Here is a 17,322-nt window from a genome sequence, read left to right as displayed (position 1 = left end):
ATAGGAGGTTGCTTCGTGTTTCTTTGACTCCTCTTATTATTAAAAAGACATTCAGATTAAACTAGAGTTAATAAATAAGAGCATCATAAGCGATGCGCTTTATTATTGAAAGATTAAAAAGGTTGATGAATTTCTAAGGAGCCTTTCAGCTCGAATTTACATATAAAGGAGGTTTTTCTTTATTCGAAAAAAACAATCTTTTTCTCGGAAATCAAGTATAATAGATTTGACATTATGATGAGGAGTACAGCCAATGATGAAAGAATGGAAAAAAGTCCTTTTACTTGCCATACCGTCGATTGCCTCATTTGCTTCATCGACGCTTACCGGGACGATTAATTTGATTTTAGTTGGTCAAATAGGGGCGTTGGCCATTGCTATTGTCGGTGTGACGAATATAGTCATGTACAATGCTTGGGCGTTGTTTTCAGGTATAGGGCATACCACGAATTATTTAGTTGCCCAAAATTATGGGTCAAACAACATGAAAAAAGGTATTGAGCGAACGTATATTGCGTTTTACCTTTGTATAGCTGCTAGTGCCTTTGTTTTATTAGTCGGCTTAATTTTTCCTGAAGGAATTTTTAAGGCATTAGGAAGTTCTCCTGAAATGATTGAAGAAGGTAAAAGTTATTTGCAAATTCGTTTCTTTGCAATGGTTTTTTCTGTTTTCACGTTTGTTTTTCATGGATTTCTACGTGGTATAGGTGATACCAAAACGCCAATGATTAGTGCGGTCATAGGCGGGGGATTAATGATTTTCTTCACATATGGATTAACATATGGAAAATTAGGTCTACCTGAAATAGGATTAGTTGGTGCAGGAATTGCCTTTTTCATTGGAGAGGTTGTTACCTTTTTGATTTGTGCTTATGTCTATTTCGTAAAATTACATCCAAAATATGATACACGTAAAAGAATTGCCTTTAATCGATCAGAATTAAATTTAATTTTTGGTGAGAGTTCAAAATTGGGCATACAGGAATTTTCTATGGCGATGGCGATGTTTGTATTTACAGCCTTTGTCATGAGATTAGGGACACATGCATTAGCCGCCAACGAGGTGGCCTTAAGTGTTATGAGCCTCGGGTTCATGCCTGCTTTCGCATTCGGCTCAACAGCCACGATTCTTGTTGGTCAAGAAATTGGAAAGGGAAAACCCTTAGATGGTAGAAGAGCAGGAACACAAACCGCTATTTTAGGTAGTATATTTTTACTTATTCTTGGTGTTATTCAATTTTTCCTATCAGAACCAATTGCTAAAATATACTCCCAAGATGTTCGGGTGTATCATTTAGCGGCTAAATTAATTATGATCTCTGCATTTTTACAATTATTTGATGGACTGTTAAATTTCTATGCTGGTGGACTTAGAGGAATCGGCGACACTTCGTTTTTACTTAAGATTTCATTAATATTAGGTTGGTTATTTTTCATTCCGTTAAGCTATGTATTAACTTTTACTCTAAATCTTGGTAGTGTTGGAGCATGGATATCATTTTATTCGTATTTAACGGTGTTTGGTATCAGTGTGATGATCCGTTTTTATCGAACAGATTGGAATACCATTAGGTTGAAAACAGTGGAAAATGAAAGTTAAACTTAATCAAGAGTCAAGGCAGAGTAAAATTTTTACTGACTCCGGTTCTTCTTTTTATATGAATAAAATTTAACAGCTTTCCGAAGCTAATAACTTGTATTGTAAGGTTAAAGAAAAGTAGCATTTAAAATGAGGCCGTATGGTATTTTATTAAATGGTGATAACTAACAATAACATCGTAGCAGGAAATCTACTTTATATATAGAAAAGGAGAAAATATGACAAAGAGTAAAGAAGCGGGATGGAACTTTGATAATAGTTATGCCAGGCTGCCGAAGTTGTTTTTTACTAGCATGAACCCAGTTCCTGTACATTCACCAAGTTTGATTATATTCAATAATGACTTGGCTGAATCTCTAGGTTTAAACGTAGAGGCATTGCAAGGTGAAGATGGCGTAGCGGTGTTTGCAGGAAATAGGATTCCAGATGGTGCTTCGCCTCTTGCGCAAGCTTATGCGGGTCATCAGTTTGGCCATTTTAATATGTTAGGGGACGGACGAGCGGTGCTGTTAGGTGAACAAATCTCGCCACAAGGTTTAAAGGTTGATATTCAGCTTAAGGGGGCGGGGAGAACACCATACTCTCGTGGAGGTGATGGGCGAGCGGCACTTGGACCAATGTTACGTGAATACATCATTAGTGAAGCGATGTATGCACTCCGTATTCCTACCACTCGTAGTTTAGCCGTAGTGACAACTGGTGAATCGATCATTCGTGAAACGGAGCTGCCCGGCGCGATTATGACCCGAGTGGCGGCTAGTCATCTCCGTGTTGGCACTTTTCAATACGCTGCTAAATGGGGACAGGTGGAAGAACTTAAGGCTCTGGCCAATTATGCTTTAGCGCGTCATTTCCCAGATATTGAAGTGGATGGTAACAGATATTTATCATTGCTTGAAGAGGTAATTAAACGCCAAGCAGAGCTAATTGCCAAATGGCAACTTGTTGGGTTTATTCATGGGGTGATGAACACCGATAACATGACAATTAGTGGAGAAACGATTGATTTTGGTCCATGTGCGTTTATGGATGTCTATGACCCTGCAACTGTCTTTAGTTCCATCGACATGCAAGGTCGCTATGCCTATGAGAATCAACCACTCATGGCTGGGTGGAATCTGGCGAGATTTGCTGAAACACTATTACCGCTTTTGCATGATAATGTCGATGAAGCTGTCAAACTGGCTCAGGATAAGATTTCGAGCTTTAATCAGTTATACCAATCTAACTGGCTTGCGGGAATGAGAGCAAAACTTGGGATATTTAACGATGAAACAGAAGATGGATCGCTTATTAATGAACTTCTGAACATGCTGAAAAAGTATCAAGTGGATTATACGAATACTTTCCGCGCATTCACTTTCGATAAACTAGAAGATACAGTCTTGTTTGGAGCACAGGAATTTACTCAGTGGTATAATCGTTGGATTTCGCGACTTGATAGGCAGGAACAATCTAAAGCTGATTCGCAGCAGTTGATGAGGAATAACAATCCTGCGATCATCCCACGTAACCACCAAGTAGAAGAGGCGCTAACAGCAGCAGTTGAACAGGGAGATTATCGTGTGATGGAGCGGCTTCTTGATGTACTTTCCAATCCTTACGCACACTCTTGTGAACAAGAAGAATATTCGATACTACCAGATTCAACAGTACCTTACCAAACATATTGTGGAACCTGAGTACCAAAAATTATTAATCCAAAAGCACATCAACGTCATAGTTGATGTGCTTTTGTTTATTTTTGAACCTTTTTTTCAATCACAATAAAGCAGGTACTATCCGGTAGTCTGATGGACTTTCCGTCGACATCTGTTACTTCCACTTTCATTAATAAATGTTCTTCATATCCGTCTTGCAAATAATGTTCAAAAACTGTTATTTCGGCTGTTTCTCCTAATGTTTGAAGAATACATGCTTTAAACTCGCTTGGTGTGAAATAGCCAAATTGCTCTTGTACTTCATGAGGAAAGGCTTCTTCGCCCCATGTAAACGTATAGAGAAACTCCATGCAGTCATTGATTGGCAAGGAAACAGTTCGTTCGTTTTTCCATTCGTATTGAATGTTTCTACCTTTAAAGTCTTGGACGTATCGTTCAAAGAAAGCTACATCTGTTATGTTTTTAAATCGAATATGGCGGAGTGTTTCTTTCGATTCAGTCATGATGCCATCACGAATAATGATTCTCCCGTTTGGATTTAATGCTTGAAAGGAGCTATAAAGGGCTTGCGCTATTACTTTCGGATTAAACTTTTTCCCCTCGAAAGGAATATAGGAAAACATCTCGTGAAGAATCGATGAAAAGATGATCGTGTCGACTTCACTCTTTTCAATGTATGGCTTTAAATCGAGTGCGTCTCCCTGAATGACATGCCATGTTTTTTGCTCCCGCTGTTTTTTCTTTTCCAATTCCACGACAACATTTGAAGCAATATCAATTCCAATGATGTTGGCTTTTGGGTGTCGTTCAGCAAGTAAATCTAAGAGAAACCCGCCGCCAGGCCCGATATCAAGCATGGTATTCCCAACTGCATAATTGACAATTTTCTTCTTGAAATCCTGCGAGTTATTCATATCTGCTAGATAGGTTTGTTCATTTTGCAAGCGATCATAGGCATCTTTACGGAAGCCGAAGAAGTCATACAGCATAATAATTGCCCGTTCATATAAGGGGTGTTTCTCTGCTTCTTGGCAGAACTCGATCAGCTTTTCCCCTGCCTTTGAAAATTGGAAGGATATGCCGACCAATTGCTGTGCCGTGTCATAGGCGAATACTTGCAAGCAAACATGCTGGTTGTCTGGCAAATCGTGATGTAAAAGGTCTTCCATTGATAACTCGCTTAAATACGCCTCAATGATTCGCTTCTTATACAGGTTTACTGACTTTTTCCCTTTATAATCATAATGAAGGTCTTTCATTAATGGCTCAAAGGTTATTTGTGTCACTGTCAAGGAATTGGAGGAGCGGATGAGTAGTAGAAAGATTTTAACGAACTCTTCTAATGTGAATTCGGACAAAGCGGATTCCACATACCACATATCCGTTTTGTGAAAAAAGAGCGATAAACGTTTTTCTATCCGGGGATCAGATAATAATTGCTGTATCTCCCGTGGAAAGTTTTCTCCTTTATGGATAGAACCATATCGAAGTCGTTCTAGGCGTTCCCTAAAAGGATACTCATTCACTTGTTCACCTTGGGAAATCGATTGGACCACCTCTGTTACTTGTCCCTTTAATTGCTCCCACAAATCAGGAGAAACGGCTTCAATGATACATTGATTTAGAACATACAATAATTCTTTAAAAGCAGAAGGAGACAGCTTGTTCAAGAGAATAAATGGAGAGAGTGGGAGCATTTGTTGGAAACGAACTTCTCCACGGATGTATTGACCTACTAAACCATGTGTTAAAATAAGGGTGTAAATCATCTCTTCTTTAAATAAATCTCGATCTGAAAAATTCTGTTTCATTTGTTCGGCCGCATAAATCTGTGCGGAAGCGATATTATGTATTGCTAAGGGATACCCTTGCTTTTCCCATTCCATGCGAATGTGGAGGGATCCGCATTTAGCTACTTCGCTCCATTTCAGGACATCTTCAAGGATTTGTTTATGTTCAGGAGAAAGCTCCAAACGATTCAATATTTGCAGTGTTCGTTCAGTGTATTGTAAAACAGGATGCTCTCCAATATCTGATAAGGATTGAACCTGTTCTAGATTGATATTCTTTTGCTCTGTCACATAAAGATACTCCAGCCAGTTTTCTCTCTTTAGCACGTTTTTATCGCCATACTTCAATTTTTGAATGGACTGTAAGGATTCTAACATATTCGCCATCCTTTCTATGTTAAAATTGTCTTCAAATTATTTCCTTAAGTTTACTATTTTAAATGTATCATATAAAGAGAATAGCTATTGAATCCCCCACTTTATTATAAATCTACTGCTTTATCATTAGGCTTCAAGTAAACATAATATTATATAATTAAATCTCAGTATTTAATTTCGGAATACTCAACGAATAAAGATGTGACATTTGGATGATACGGCTCATGAAGTAACTAAGTAAGTGATGCAAGAAGGGGTAGGATATTGTGGTAAACCAGTATAAGACGATAATAGTAGGAGCTGGGCAGGCTGGTCTAGCAATGGGATATTATTTGCAAAAGAAAGGGAAAGATTTTCTTTTAATTGATAGTCATTCAAGAGTGGGGGATTCTTGGCGTTTTCGTTATGACTCTTTGAAGTTATTTACGCCGAGAGCACAAAGTGCGTTACCTGGTATGTCAATACTAGGCAATCAGGAGGGCTTTCCCACAAAAGAAGAAATTGCTGATTATCTAGAGGAGTATGCAGGGTTTTTTAATCTCCCGATATGCATGAATAGCAAAATTAAGGAGGTTATAAAAGAGGATGGGATGTTTCATATTCTTACAGATTCCGGTAATAGACTTATATCTGAAAATATTGTAATTGCTACAGGTTCGTTCCAAAAACCTTATATACCAACATTAGGTTCAACTTTACCAAAAGATATAATGCAAATACACTCCGCACTTTATAAAAACCCATCACAATTAAATGAAGGTTTAACATTAATTGTTGGAGGGGGAAACTCCGGTATGCAGATTGCAGCCGAATTAGCGTCTAATAGAGAAGTGTGTATATCGATTGGGAAAAGACCAAAGTTCTTACCCTACCAAGTATTTACCAAAAGTATATTTTGGTGGTTCGATCTATTTGGAATCTTGAATTTAACTGTGGATTCAACACTTGGTAAAATATTAAAAAATAATGATCCGATCATTGGAAGAGAAGTAAAAAGCCTAGTCAAACAAAAAAGGATTAAATTATTTCCTAGAACTGTGGGAATAAAAAATCAGAAAGTCCTATTCGAAGATGGTTATGGAGTTTTGCCGAAAAATATTATTTGGGCTACAGGATTTCAACCAAATTATAACTGGATTAAAATTGCAGGAGTATTAGATGATGAAGGATTTCCTATACATAAAAGAGGAGTAACAAAAGAAAAGGGTCTGTATTTCATCGGCTTATCTTGGCAATATCAAAGTGGATCCGCTCTATTGTTAGGTGTAGGGAAAGATGCTGAATTTCTATCGGGAAAGTTATCAGAGTAGAGTGAGTGCCAGGCACCCAAACAAATCTGAATTGTTTGGGTGCCTGGCACTTAATTTTACTTCGTGAAGTTGTCAAAATACCCTTGGATAAAGACAATCGGTGTACCTTTATCTCCGCTTCCTGAAGTTAAATCGGATAGGGAACCGATAAGATCAGTAAGTTTTCTAGGTGTTGTCCCTTGGGCTTCCATTGAGCCTACAAGGTCAGCGTCTTTATTATTAATGAATAGGGATATTGCCTGTTTCAGTTCATCGCCTCTTAAGTCAGCAAAGTTGTTATCAGCAAGATATTTTAACTTTACTTCATTAGGTGTACCATCAAGTCCCGCTGTGTAAGCTGGTGATACAACTGGATCAGCGAGCTCCCAGATCTTACCTACTGGATCTTTGAATGCTCCATCGCCATAAATCATGACTTCTACATCTTTTCCAGTTTTCTCTTTAAGTATATGCTGGATGTTATCAACGGTAGGTTGGCAATTACGTGGGAAAAGCTTCACGCCATCTTCTGTTGATTTATTTGATCCTAGAAGACCATAATCTTCATTATTTCCGCTGCCATCAATGGATTCCGATAAGATATTATCGAGACCATAAACTTTCTCCCCGCCATTTGCCTTCAATATCTTCTTCGTTCTAAATCTAGTATGAACATCGCAAGTAAGAACGCTTTTTGTATAATCCAAAATCGTTTTTGGGTTATTGGAGAATATAACTTCACATTCAATTCCATATTCATTAATTATCGATTTATAGTATTCAATATAATCAACACCAGTAAAAGGATGTTTTTTATATCCAAAATGATTGCGAAATTGTTTTTCTGTTAAAACATCTGTCCAAGGGTTTACTCCCTTGTCATCAAGTGTATCTATATCGACTAAGTGATTGCCAACTTCATCTGCTGGATAGCTAAGCATTAAAATAATTTTCTTGGCTCCTTTGGCAATACCACGGAGACAGTTTGAGAAACGATTACGACTTAAAATTGGGAATATGACGCCAACAGTATCTTCTCCAAATTTCGAATGAACATCTTTAGCGATATGATCGATAGTAGCATAATTACCTTGCGCACGAGCAACAATTGATTCTGTTACAGTAACGATATCTTTATCATTAATTTTAAAACCTTCAACTTCTGAAGCTGTTAGCACGCTATCTACAACGATTTCTTCAATATTGTCCCCTTGATTGACGATTGGGCAACGAAGACCCCTAACGACTGTTCCGACTATTCGTTCCATATGATCGCTCCTTATAACTATTAAAGTTAAGTTATTACCTACTTGTAATATACATTAGTTTGATGGTATAAGTAAAATGACTATATCGAATGATAGGTATAAGAGGTGCTTATATGGTAAGTAAATTAGATTTATATAAAGTATTTTGTAAAGTAGGGAAAAGTGAAAGTTTTTCTAAGGCAGCAAAAGGGCTTTATATGACACAACCGGCCGTTAGCCAAGCAATCATGCAATTAGAAAGAGAATTAGATACACGTCTTTTCAATAGAACACCTAAAGGGGTCACTTTTACAAATGAGGGAAGTCTTTTATTTGAATATGTGAATTCGGCAATTAATTTAATTGATGCTGGAGAAGAAAAGATTCTCGAGTTTAAGAATTTAACGACAGGCGAACTAACGATAGGTGTTGGCGATACGATTTCTAGGTATTTTTTACTTCCATATTTAGAAACTTTCCATAATAAATATCCTAATATTAAATTTAGAATTGTAAATGGTACAACATTAGAGATCTGTTCTATCTTAAAATCAGGAGAAGTCGATATTGCTATTTGTAATTTTCCGCTTGATGATCCAACATTAGAATTAAGACCATGTATTGATATCCATGATATTTTTGTATGTGGGGAAAAATATAAGCATATATTATCCTACCCATTAAGCCTTGAAGAAATAATAAATCTGCCATTAATATTACTGGAACCGAAATCGAATTCCAGAAAGTATGTAGAGAACTATATGATATCTAAAGGAATAAAAGTTTCCCCAGAGTTTGAATTAGGCTCATATGATTTATTATTGGAATTTGCCAAAATAAATTTAGGAATAGCATGTGTGACGAGAGAATTTTCCCAAGAATATTTAAATAAAGGGCTATTATATGAGGTGCAGATAAAAGAAGAGATACCTAAAAGAAGTATAGGAGTGTGCTTTTTAAAAAGTGTACCTCTATCACCAGCTTCAACAAAGTTTGTTGAGATCATAGAAAACAAACAGGTGTAATATATTTCTGTTCATTAATTTTACAGTGTCACTCAAAACTGAAGGACACTTTTATTGTGCGCCTAGTATGGGAGTAGTTATAGTGTGAAGCTATTCCCATTGAACATGCACAAATTCCTACGATTTTTTTCATAATAATCAGTTCATCTTTAACGCGATAATAGTATTAATTTCGTTCAACACTAATTCAGTTGTATCTTGTTTCAACAGCTTTTGTATAAAAGCATCCCCCACTCCTTTTGTCGATTAAAAAAATTTGAAGTATTCGGTATAAACAGTTTTACTTCGGCAGGGGCATGTGCTATTTTTAGGTGGGACGATTTACTGAATTTTTGAAATCCATTGAATGAATTAAAATGAACTTCCAAGATGTCAATCTTATTACATACAGAAGTTAACCTGTTTTCAAAATAGAATAGTAATCATGAGAGGTGCATAATTGAAAAGGATATGAAGAAATTACCTAAAGAACTAATACGCTTATTGTCGCAAAAAGATCTATTGGAAGAAGAAGATATTATTTATTGGATAATCTGTGATCGAGGCATTGATGGTGATTTTGTCGATACATATTTGATTCTTACGAAGAATTCACTATATCGATTATCAAATGACCATAGTAAAGCAAAGGAAAAGGTCTTTAAAGGATTTCGTTCAGTAGATAAGAAAAATAAGGAACCTAATTTAATTGACACAGACAAATTAAATGTGGAAACCCTTGAAATTACCAAAATTGAAAGTGCTTACACGGTTAACCTGGTTGCCTCTGGAATGATTGTCATAAAAGCACCAGAGGAAAGGGTTATTGGGGCTGTTACAAATGGATATATGGCTGATGTTGCTAAGTTTGTGTCTACCCTTACTAAACTAATAAACAATGAAACCGCTGACATGACTGAAGAGGACGACACAAGTAAAAATACTTGTCCGAAATGTGGGATGATTTATCCTGAAGAGGGTAGGCAGGTATGTCCAAAATGCCTAAAGAAGGGCGCAATATTTACAAGGTTGTTAGGATTTACAGGAAATCATAAAGTATCTATTTTCTTAATTATTTTATTTATGTTACTAAATTCAGCAACGGGGCTCGTAATCCCATATTTACAGGGTACTGTATTTTTTGACCAAGCACTAGGAGGGACCGGTACATTTGCGGGGAAAATTGGTCTGGTAATTTTGTTAATCATCATCTTTCGGACGTTGTCATTGGGTTTCGGAATATTATTTGGCGTTATTAATGCCCGAATGGCAGCGAACATTGTCTTCGATTTAAAGGCAAGTATTTTTACTTCCATGCAGCGGTTGTCTTTATCATTTTTCCAAAAAAAGCAAACAGGACAATTGATGACAAGAGTTAATGATGATGCGAATGAGCTTCAGTTTTTCTTTGTTGATGGTATTCCCTATTTTGTTGTAAATGCAATGAATATAATCGGAATTACAGTCATACTACTTGTGATGGATTGGAAACTTACACTCGTTTGTTTGATTCCGCTGCCATTTGTAGTTTTATTAATCCGCTGGGTTTTTCCAAAACTATGGCGAATGTCATGGAGAAGGCATAAGAAGGCTAGTGCTATGAACTCTATTATCAGTGATACAGTAAGAAGTGCAAGAATCGTGAAGGCATTTGGTAAAGAAAAAGTTGAGATGGATCGCTTTCAAAAGGCCAATGTTTCTTTTTCCGATGCTGAAATGCGACTGAATAAGATGAATAGTACCATTTTTCCAATCATCAATATGTTAACTCAGATTGGAGGAGTTTTGATTTGGGCCTTTGGTGGCTGGAGAGTGATGGGGGGAGATTTAACGTTTGGGCAAATTATGACCTTCATTACTTATATCTACATGCTATTTGGTCCGATTCAATTTATGAATGACATTGCTGGCTGGTGGTCTTACTGTATGTCAGCTGCACAGCGTACCTTTGAGATTCAAGATGCTGTCCCTGATATTACAGAAAAAGAAGATGCACTTCATTTGGAGAAGCTTACAGGGGATATAGCGATTTCAAATGTCAGCTTCTGTTATGAGCCTAATAAGCTGATTTTACAGGATGTAACGTTGGTTGCAAAACCTGGTCAAATGATTGGGGTTGTGGGACCTTCGGGAGCAGGTAAATCCACACTTGTGAACTTAATTTCAAGGCTTTATGAGGTAAATGAAGGAGACATAAAGCTGGATGGTATAAATGTAAAAGATTTATCCACCCACACGCTACGGAAACATATTGGGATTGTTTCTCAGGAGGTTTATGTATTTATGGGAACAATTGCTGAAAATATTGCTTATGCTAACCCCGATTGTTCACTAGATGATATTATATATGCGGCTAAAGTCGCAAATGCTCATGACTTTATCGAGAATCTTCCAGAAGGCTATGATACGGCGGTAGGCACTGGAGGATATAGCCTTTCAGGTGGTGAAAAGCAACGCATCTCTATTGCTAGAGCTATTTTGCATGATCCAAAGATTTTAATATTGGATGAGGCTACGGCTTCACTAGATACTGAAACAGAACTACAAATCCAAGAAGCACTGGAATCACTAGCAAAGGGAAGAACAACTATTGCAATTGCACATAGGTTATCGACATTGCGGAATGCTGACTATTTATATGTCATGGAAGATGGGAAGGTAATAGAAGCTGGAACACATGAAGAGCTAATGAATAAAGATGCAATGTACGCCGGCATGGTGAAAAAACACGAAGAAGCTTTAAAGATGAAAGAGGTGATTTAAATGTCGAAGCAGGATATGAACCTTAGTACTCATGAATTAGTCGAAGGTAGAACTGATCTATCCGAAGCAGCAAAAATTAATTACTTGACGGAAAGTAATACGGTGTTTTTGGAGACAGAAGGACATATGCTTTCGGTTCACGTAGATGGAGAAATCCATCCTGCTGTGTATTTACATTGCTCGTTCCCGCATATGAATAAAAGAATTTTTATTTCTGTTAGAACAAGAGAGAATAAAGAAATTGGCATCATAAAAACACTGGATGAATTCCCGAGTGGTGTTATAAGCTTGCTAGAGGAGCATATAAAACTGAGATACTTTGCTCCTGAAATTACAAATGTAATTAAAATACAAGAGGAATTCGGTTATTCTTATTGGGAGACGGAAACGAGTGCAGGGAACTGCCGTTTCACTGTCCGAATGGGCAGAGGAAATGTAACAGGAGTTACAGCCAGTAAGGTTTTAATTACCGATATAGATGGGAACCGCTTTATTATTGAAGATTTAGGCGCTTTGAGTGATAAGGAATATAAGATGGTAGAGATGTGCATGACATGAGAAAAATGGAAACGGCTTGCTAGTCGATAGGCGCCGGAGCTAGATAATAAGAAAAGCGCGGGACGGGGGACAGGAACCTCGTCCCAGCCGGGTATATGGGACAAGGGAACTGTCCCCCTTATCCCAATAAAAAAAGGAAGGCTGTTATGAACTTAAACTATGAACTTTCAAAACTAGATAGGTTAGCTGTTCAGCAAGTTATAGGGGAAACTATCCGTTATTGTGTACCTGCCGATTTGTCCCTAGCAGGACGAAGAACCTTAGGATACTTTGTGATTGGTAACGAAAAGTGGGCCTATGTTCAAGATGGAGAGGTACAAGAAAGTTGTATTATTTCGGAAGCGAATGACTATAAAGTTGTTCCGCTAATTGGTAACGCCATTCTTGAATCTTCAGAAGAACTTGGTAAACGGATCATTGTTAGGATCTCAATGGAGCATGTGGCACGATTTACTTATATAGCACAAATATTGAACTACATGGCAACAAATAGTGAGATTCGCATCTACAATGATGAAGAAGAACAGTTTTGTTCGAATTGTGGTGAAAGACTTCTTCATGGTACGAGATCTTGTGCTAAATGTATGAATAAAACGGCGGTTTTAAAAAGGCTGTTCAGCGTATCCAAGTCTCATTGGAGGATGCTCGCACTAGGATTACTTATTTTATTTATTACTTCTGCGGTTGCTTTATCAGGACCTTATTTCCATAGGATACTTGTAAACTCATCGCTTCAGCCGCCGGAAGGACAAAGCCCAAGTTTGAACATGTTTTTTATTGCAATTGGAGGTATCCTGTTTGCGCTTATTGCTGGGGAACTTCTAAATGTAGCAAAGGGTAGGGTTATGGCCACTGTGAGTTCTGTTATTGCAGCTGATCTACGAAAATTGGTCTATGATAAAATTCAAAGCCTTTCGCTTGGCTTTTTGACATCCCAAAAAGCGGGCGACCTTATGAACCGAGTCACGTCAGATACGAATAGAATCAGACGTCTCATCCAAGAGGTCTTTACAACGGCAATTTATCAATTGATCATGCTTATATCGGTGACGGTCCTTTTATTAATCACGGATTGGCGGTTGGCATTAATTGTACTATTACCAGCGCCGTTTGTAGCATATTTACAATTTACGATTTGGAGAGTTGTTGTTAAAAGACTATTCCGCAGGCAGTGGGTGATATTTGATAAGGCAAATTCCTATCTACATGACGTACTTAGTGGAATTAGGGTGGTAAAAACGTTTGGCAAAGAAGAACGTGAAATAAAACGGTTTCGACAATATAATACCGAATACGCGGCAGCTACTTTCCGATCAGAAAAAATATACAGCATCGTAACACCTATTTCAACTTATTTACTTCAAATTGGAACTTACTTTGTGTTTTTAGTTGGGGGTCATATGATTCTGAAGGGTGAATTGAACCTAGGTGAACTCGTCCAGTTTACAGGATATGCAAGTATGATTTTTGGACCTCTTGCATGGCTAATGAATATGCCGCGGTGGATTGCCAATGCAGTAATCGCTATTGACCGAATTTTTTCCGTCATCGATGAAGAACCAGAGATTTTCGATAAGGAAACATCTGTAAAGCATTCTATCCATGGCCATATCCAATTTAATGATGTAACTTTTGGGTATAAATCTTATGAACCCGTTTTAAAACATATTGATTTTGAGATAAAACCGGGAGAAATGATTGGACTTGTAGGGCATTCTGGTTCAGGGAAGTCAACGCTTATTAATCTGGTTTCCCGCTTCTATGATGTAAACGAAGGGCAAATATTAATAGATGATATGGACATAAGAACGATCAAACAGGAAGAGCTCCGTTCGCAAATAGGTGTTGTACTTCAAGAAACATTACTGTTTAGAGGTTCAATCATGGAAAATATCCGTTATTCTAAGCCTGAGGCAACGATGGAGGAAGTTATTCAAGCGGCAAAAATTGCAAATGCACATGAATTTATTATCCGCCTGCCTGATGGATATGATACTAGATTAGAAGAAAACGGCAATAATTTGTCAGGGGGAGAGCGACAACGAGTGACGATCGCTCGCGCTGTACTCCATAATCCGCGCATCTTAATTTTGGACGAAGCGACTGCCTCCCTTGATATTGATACCGAAACAGCTATCCAGGAAGCATTACAGCGTATTATGAAAAATCGCACGACCATAGCCATCGCACACAGGCTGTCTACATTAAGGAATGCTGATAGACTTCTTGTCCTAGATAAAGGTGAAATCGCTGAGGTCGGTACCCATCAGGAATTGATGCAAAAACAAGGAATCTATTATAATTTGATCATGGCCCAGCGGAATATGACTAAATCGAAGGTCAAACAAACTGGATAAACATGAAATTGTTAATGTATACAATGGAAGGTTAAGCTATCTCCTCCCATAGGGACGCTCGCAAGTAATAACGATTGGTAGCGTATTTATTCAAATACCGCTCAGTATATCCTACACCTTTCTCATATCATTGTATTTTAATATTTGTTCATGATACAAAACATAACAATTAGTTTGTCCACTTAGGGGAGGAAAACTACATGTTAAAATTTAATGAAGAATTATTTCTTAAATTTGTAGAAAAAGAGGGTCTTGCTTTTAGGGGTGAAATTGAAGATATTGTTGATAGGATCTCAAAAAGGGGCTACAGTAATATTTTTCTTATCGGCGCTGGTGGAACCATTGCCATGATGTATCCTTATGAATACATTTTAAAGTCTAATTCTACTATTGAAGTCCATGCGGAGATTGCAGCTGAATTCATTGTAATGAATAATAAGCGTTTTAGCGAGGACTCAGTTTGTATCTTTACATCTGTATCAGGTACAACAAAAGAAACGGTTGCGGCTGCAGAATTTTGTAAAGAAAGAGGAGCCACAACCATTGCTTTAGTTGCGAAGCCAAATACCCTGTTAACACAAGTTGTCGACTACTGTATCACTACAGGTTCTGAAGAACATTCCTTTGATACATTCTTTATGCTTTTGTATATGGTCGCTTTCCGGTTCATGTATAACAACAATGAATTTCCCCAATATGGGCAATTCACGAAGGAAGTTGCTTTACTCCCAAAAGCGATTCTAAGTGCAGTTAAAGCTTTTGACAAGAAGGCAGAAGAATTTGCTATTAAACATAAAGATACAGACTATCACATGATGGTTGGTTCTGGTAACCTATGGGGAAATACTTATTCATATGCAATGTGTATCCTAGAGGAAATGCAATGGATACGAACAAAATCGATTCATGCTGCTGAGTTTTTCCATGGTACACTTGAGCTTGTTGTCGAAGATACAAGTGTTATTCTTTTAAAAGGTGAAGACGAAACTAGACCACTAACGGACCGTGTCGAGAGATTTGCTGAGAAAATCACAAAAAAACTTACGGTTATTGATACGAAAGAATTTAAAATGGAAGGCATTAGCGACGAATTCAGAAAGTATTTTGCTATTAGTATTAACTGGTCCGTCCTAAGTCGGATTAGTGTCCATCTAGAGCGAGAAAGAAACCACTCATTAGATCTTAGAAGATACTATCGAAAAATGGAATATTAAAATAGTTAATGAGCATGAGCACTAACATCGTAGTGCTCATCTTTTTAAATACATCATAAAAGAATAAGAAAGAAGGGGTAAAAGGATGGAGATTGTAACAGTCGGAGATAACTGTATGGATGTCTATCAAGCAAGCGGGAAGATCTACCCTGGAGGTAATCCTGTTAATGTAGCTGTCTATTTAAAGGGACTAGGTGCCGATTCCGCTTATATTGGCTGGGTTGGTTCCGATCAATACGGTGATAAAATGAGCAAAGCAATCCAAGATAAGGGTGTGAATACCACTCACCTTTCCAAGAAGGAAGGAAAAACTGCCGTTACCTATGTTGAATTAGTGAAAAATGACCGTAGTTTTGTAGGGTACAATGAAGGCGTAATGGCTGCCTTCTCCTTAACACAAGAAGAACTCGACTTCATTGAAACACATCAACTCGTACATTCCGGGATTTGGGGGCATGTTGAAGGATATTATCCACTTATTAAAGAGATGGGGTTGCATACTTCCTTTGATTTCTCAGATCAATTAAATCATAGTCTAGTAAAAACATTACCACCGTTTGTTGACTATTCTTTCTTCTCTTATACGAAGGATGATGCCTTTATCCGTCAATTTTTAAAAGATATTAAAAATATTGGTTCTAAAATTGCAGTGGCAACCTTAGGTGAAAATGGTTCGCTTGCCTATGATGGTGAACAATATTATCAATGTGGCGTGGTTGAAGTTAATGTAGTGGATACCATGGGAGCTGGGGATTCTTTTATATCTGGCTTTATTTTTGGAATATTGAAAGGCCTCCCAATTAACAAATGCCTAGAGTTGGGTACAGAAACTGCAGCCAAAACAATAGAATATATTGGTACATGGTGACTAGGTTGTAAATCAATCAATAAATTCAGATTCTATAAAATATATATACTTGGACTTAAGAATGGACCAGCTGCTTTCTTAGGTTTTGTTATGCACTCGAATATGGCATGGGTAAATGATGTAATGTGCTCGTTTGAATCCCCTTGTCTCATAGGGCTTCAAGACGAACCTTTGGCTTTTTACAACATTTTACTTTATATATATCTTGGAAAGTAGCTGTATCGTGTCCTCTTCGATGACTTCTAACTCAAATGTTGCTCCTTATAATTTAATTTCGATTGACTTATTTTGTGCTGCACAATTAACTTCGTGTTGTTCCTCGAGTTTAGTATTGAGATTTTATTTGTTTTTGCAGGATCTCAAGCAATCACTGATTAAGCCTTTTTGTATTGTATTAACGCTTCATTAGATAGGCAAAAGGAATGAAATCTACATGTGAAATAACTGAACATATACATCGTGTTTATTCTCTTTTTTTTAGGAAGATCAATTATTGATTAACTATTTATATTCTGGTTTCCACAGCAGGTTCCAGTTTTTAAAAATTTAAAGAGTTTGACAATCAAAAGTCTACCTTGCTGAAATGGATATTT

Annotated in this window: 11 protein-coding genes; 9 read left to right on the top strand and 2 right to left on the bottom strand. The window is 37.3% G+C overall.

Annotation, left to right across the window (positions count from 1 at the left end):
* The first annotated feature begins 253 nt into the window (after positions 1–253).
* Both MHB53_RS15620 and MHB53_RS15615 read left to right on the top strand, forming a co-directional pair.
* Entirely contained in the window at positions 254–1,600 is a 1,347-nt protein-coding gene (locus tag MHB53_RS15620) for an MATE family efflux transporter (RefSeq protein WP_340920014.1), read from the top strand.
* A 218-nt stretch (positions 1,601–1,818) separates the two neighbouring features.
* Positions 1,819–3,282: a protein adenylyltransferase SelO gene (locus MHB53_RS15615; RefSeq protein ID WP_340920012.1), complete on the top strand. Its 1,464-nt coding sequence runs from the start codon at positions 1,819–1,821 to the stop codon at positions 3,280–3,282.
* 56 nt (positions 3,283–3,338) lie between these two features.
* On the opposite strand, the gene MHB53_RS15610 is transcribed toward MHB53_RS15615, so the two are convergent.
* Positions 3,339–5,429, bottom strand: coding sequence for a class I SAM-dependent methyltransferase (locus tag MHB53_RS15610; RefSeq protein ID WP_340920011.1), 2,091 nt, complete (start codon positions 5,427–5,429; stop codon positions 3,339–3,341).
* Positions 5,430–5,695: 266 nt separating this feature from the next.
* On the opposite strand from MHB53_RS15610, the gene MHB53_RS15605 reads away from it, so the two are divergent.
* A complete protein-coding gene (locus MHB53_RS15605) occupies positions 5,696–6,739 on the top strand; it encodes a flavin-containing monooxygenase (protein ID WP_340920008.1) in 1,044 nt (347 codons plus the stop codon).
* 56 nt (positions 6,740–6,795) lie between these two features.
* Here MHB53_RS15605 and MHB53_RS15600 read toward each other — a convergent pair whose 3' ends face one another.
* The gene (locus MHB53_RS15600) at positions 6,796–7,986 is read right to left on the bottom strand and encodes a coenzyme F420-0:L-glutamate ligase (RefSeq protein WP_340920006.1); all 1,191 of its coding nucleotides are present in this window, start codon (positions 7,984–7,986) and stop codon (positions 6,796–6,798) included.
* Positions 7,987–8,099: 113 nt separating this feature from the next.
* On the opposite strand from MHB53_RS15600, the gene MHB53_RS15595 reads away from it, so the two are divergent.
* From MHB53_RS15595 to frlD, 6 genes are all read left to right on the top strand, one after another.
* A complete protein-coding gene (locus MHB53_RS15595) occupies positions 8,100–8,990 on the top strand; it encodes a LysR family transcriptional regulator (RefSeq protein WP_340920004.1) in 891 nt (296 codons plus the stop codon).
* Positions 8,991–9,440: 450 nt separating this feature from the next.
* On the top strand, positions 9,441–11,732 hold the full coding sequence (locus tag MHB53_RS15590; RefSeq protein ID WP_340920003.1) for an ABC transporter transmembrane domain-containing protein: 2,292 nt from the start codon (positions 9,441–9,443) through the stop codon (positions 11,730–11,732).
* Complete coding sequence (locus tag MHB53_RS15585) at positions 11,733–12,290, top strand: DUF1854 domain-containing protein (protein WP_340920000.1); 558 nt, start codon at positions 11,733–11,735, stop codon at positions 12,288–12,290.
* Positions 12,291–12,436: 146 nt separating this feature from the next.
* Entirely contained in the window at positions 12,437–14,647 is a 2,211-nt protein-coding gene (locus MHB53_RS15580) for an ABC transporter ATP-binding protein (RefSeq protein WP_340919998.1), read from the top strand.
* 200 nt (positions 14,648–14,847) lie between these two features.
* Positions 14,848–15,861: an SIS domain-containing protein gene (locus MHB53_RS15575; RefSeq protein WP_340919996.1), complete on the top strand. Its 1,014-nt coding sequence runs from the start codon at positions 14,848–14,850 to the stop codon at positions 15,859–15,861.
* An 85-nt stretch (positions 15,862–15,946) separates the two neighbouring features.
* Entirely contained in the window at positions 15,947–16,729 is a 783-nt protein-coding gene (gene frlD, locus MHB53_RS15570) for a fructoselysine 6-kinase (protein WP_340919994.1), read from the top strand.
* Positions 16,730–17,322 lie beyond the last annotated feature (593 nt).

The organism is Bacillus sp. FSL K6-3431 (genome assembly GCF_038002605.1).
Lineage (GTDB): Bacteria > Bacillota > Bacilli > Bacillales > Bacillaceae_C > Lederbergia.
Note: the sequence above shows the minus strand (reverse complement) of the source record. Positions and strands in the feature narration are given on the sequence as shown.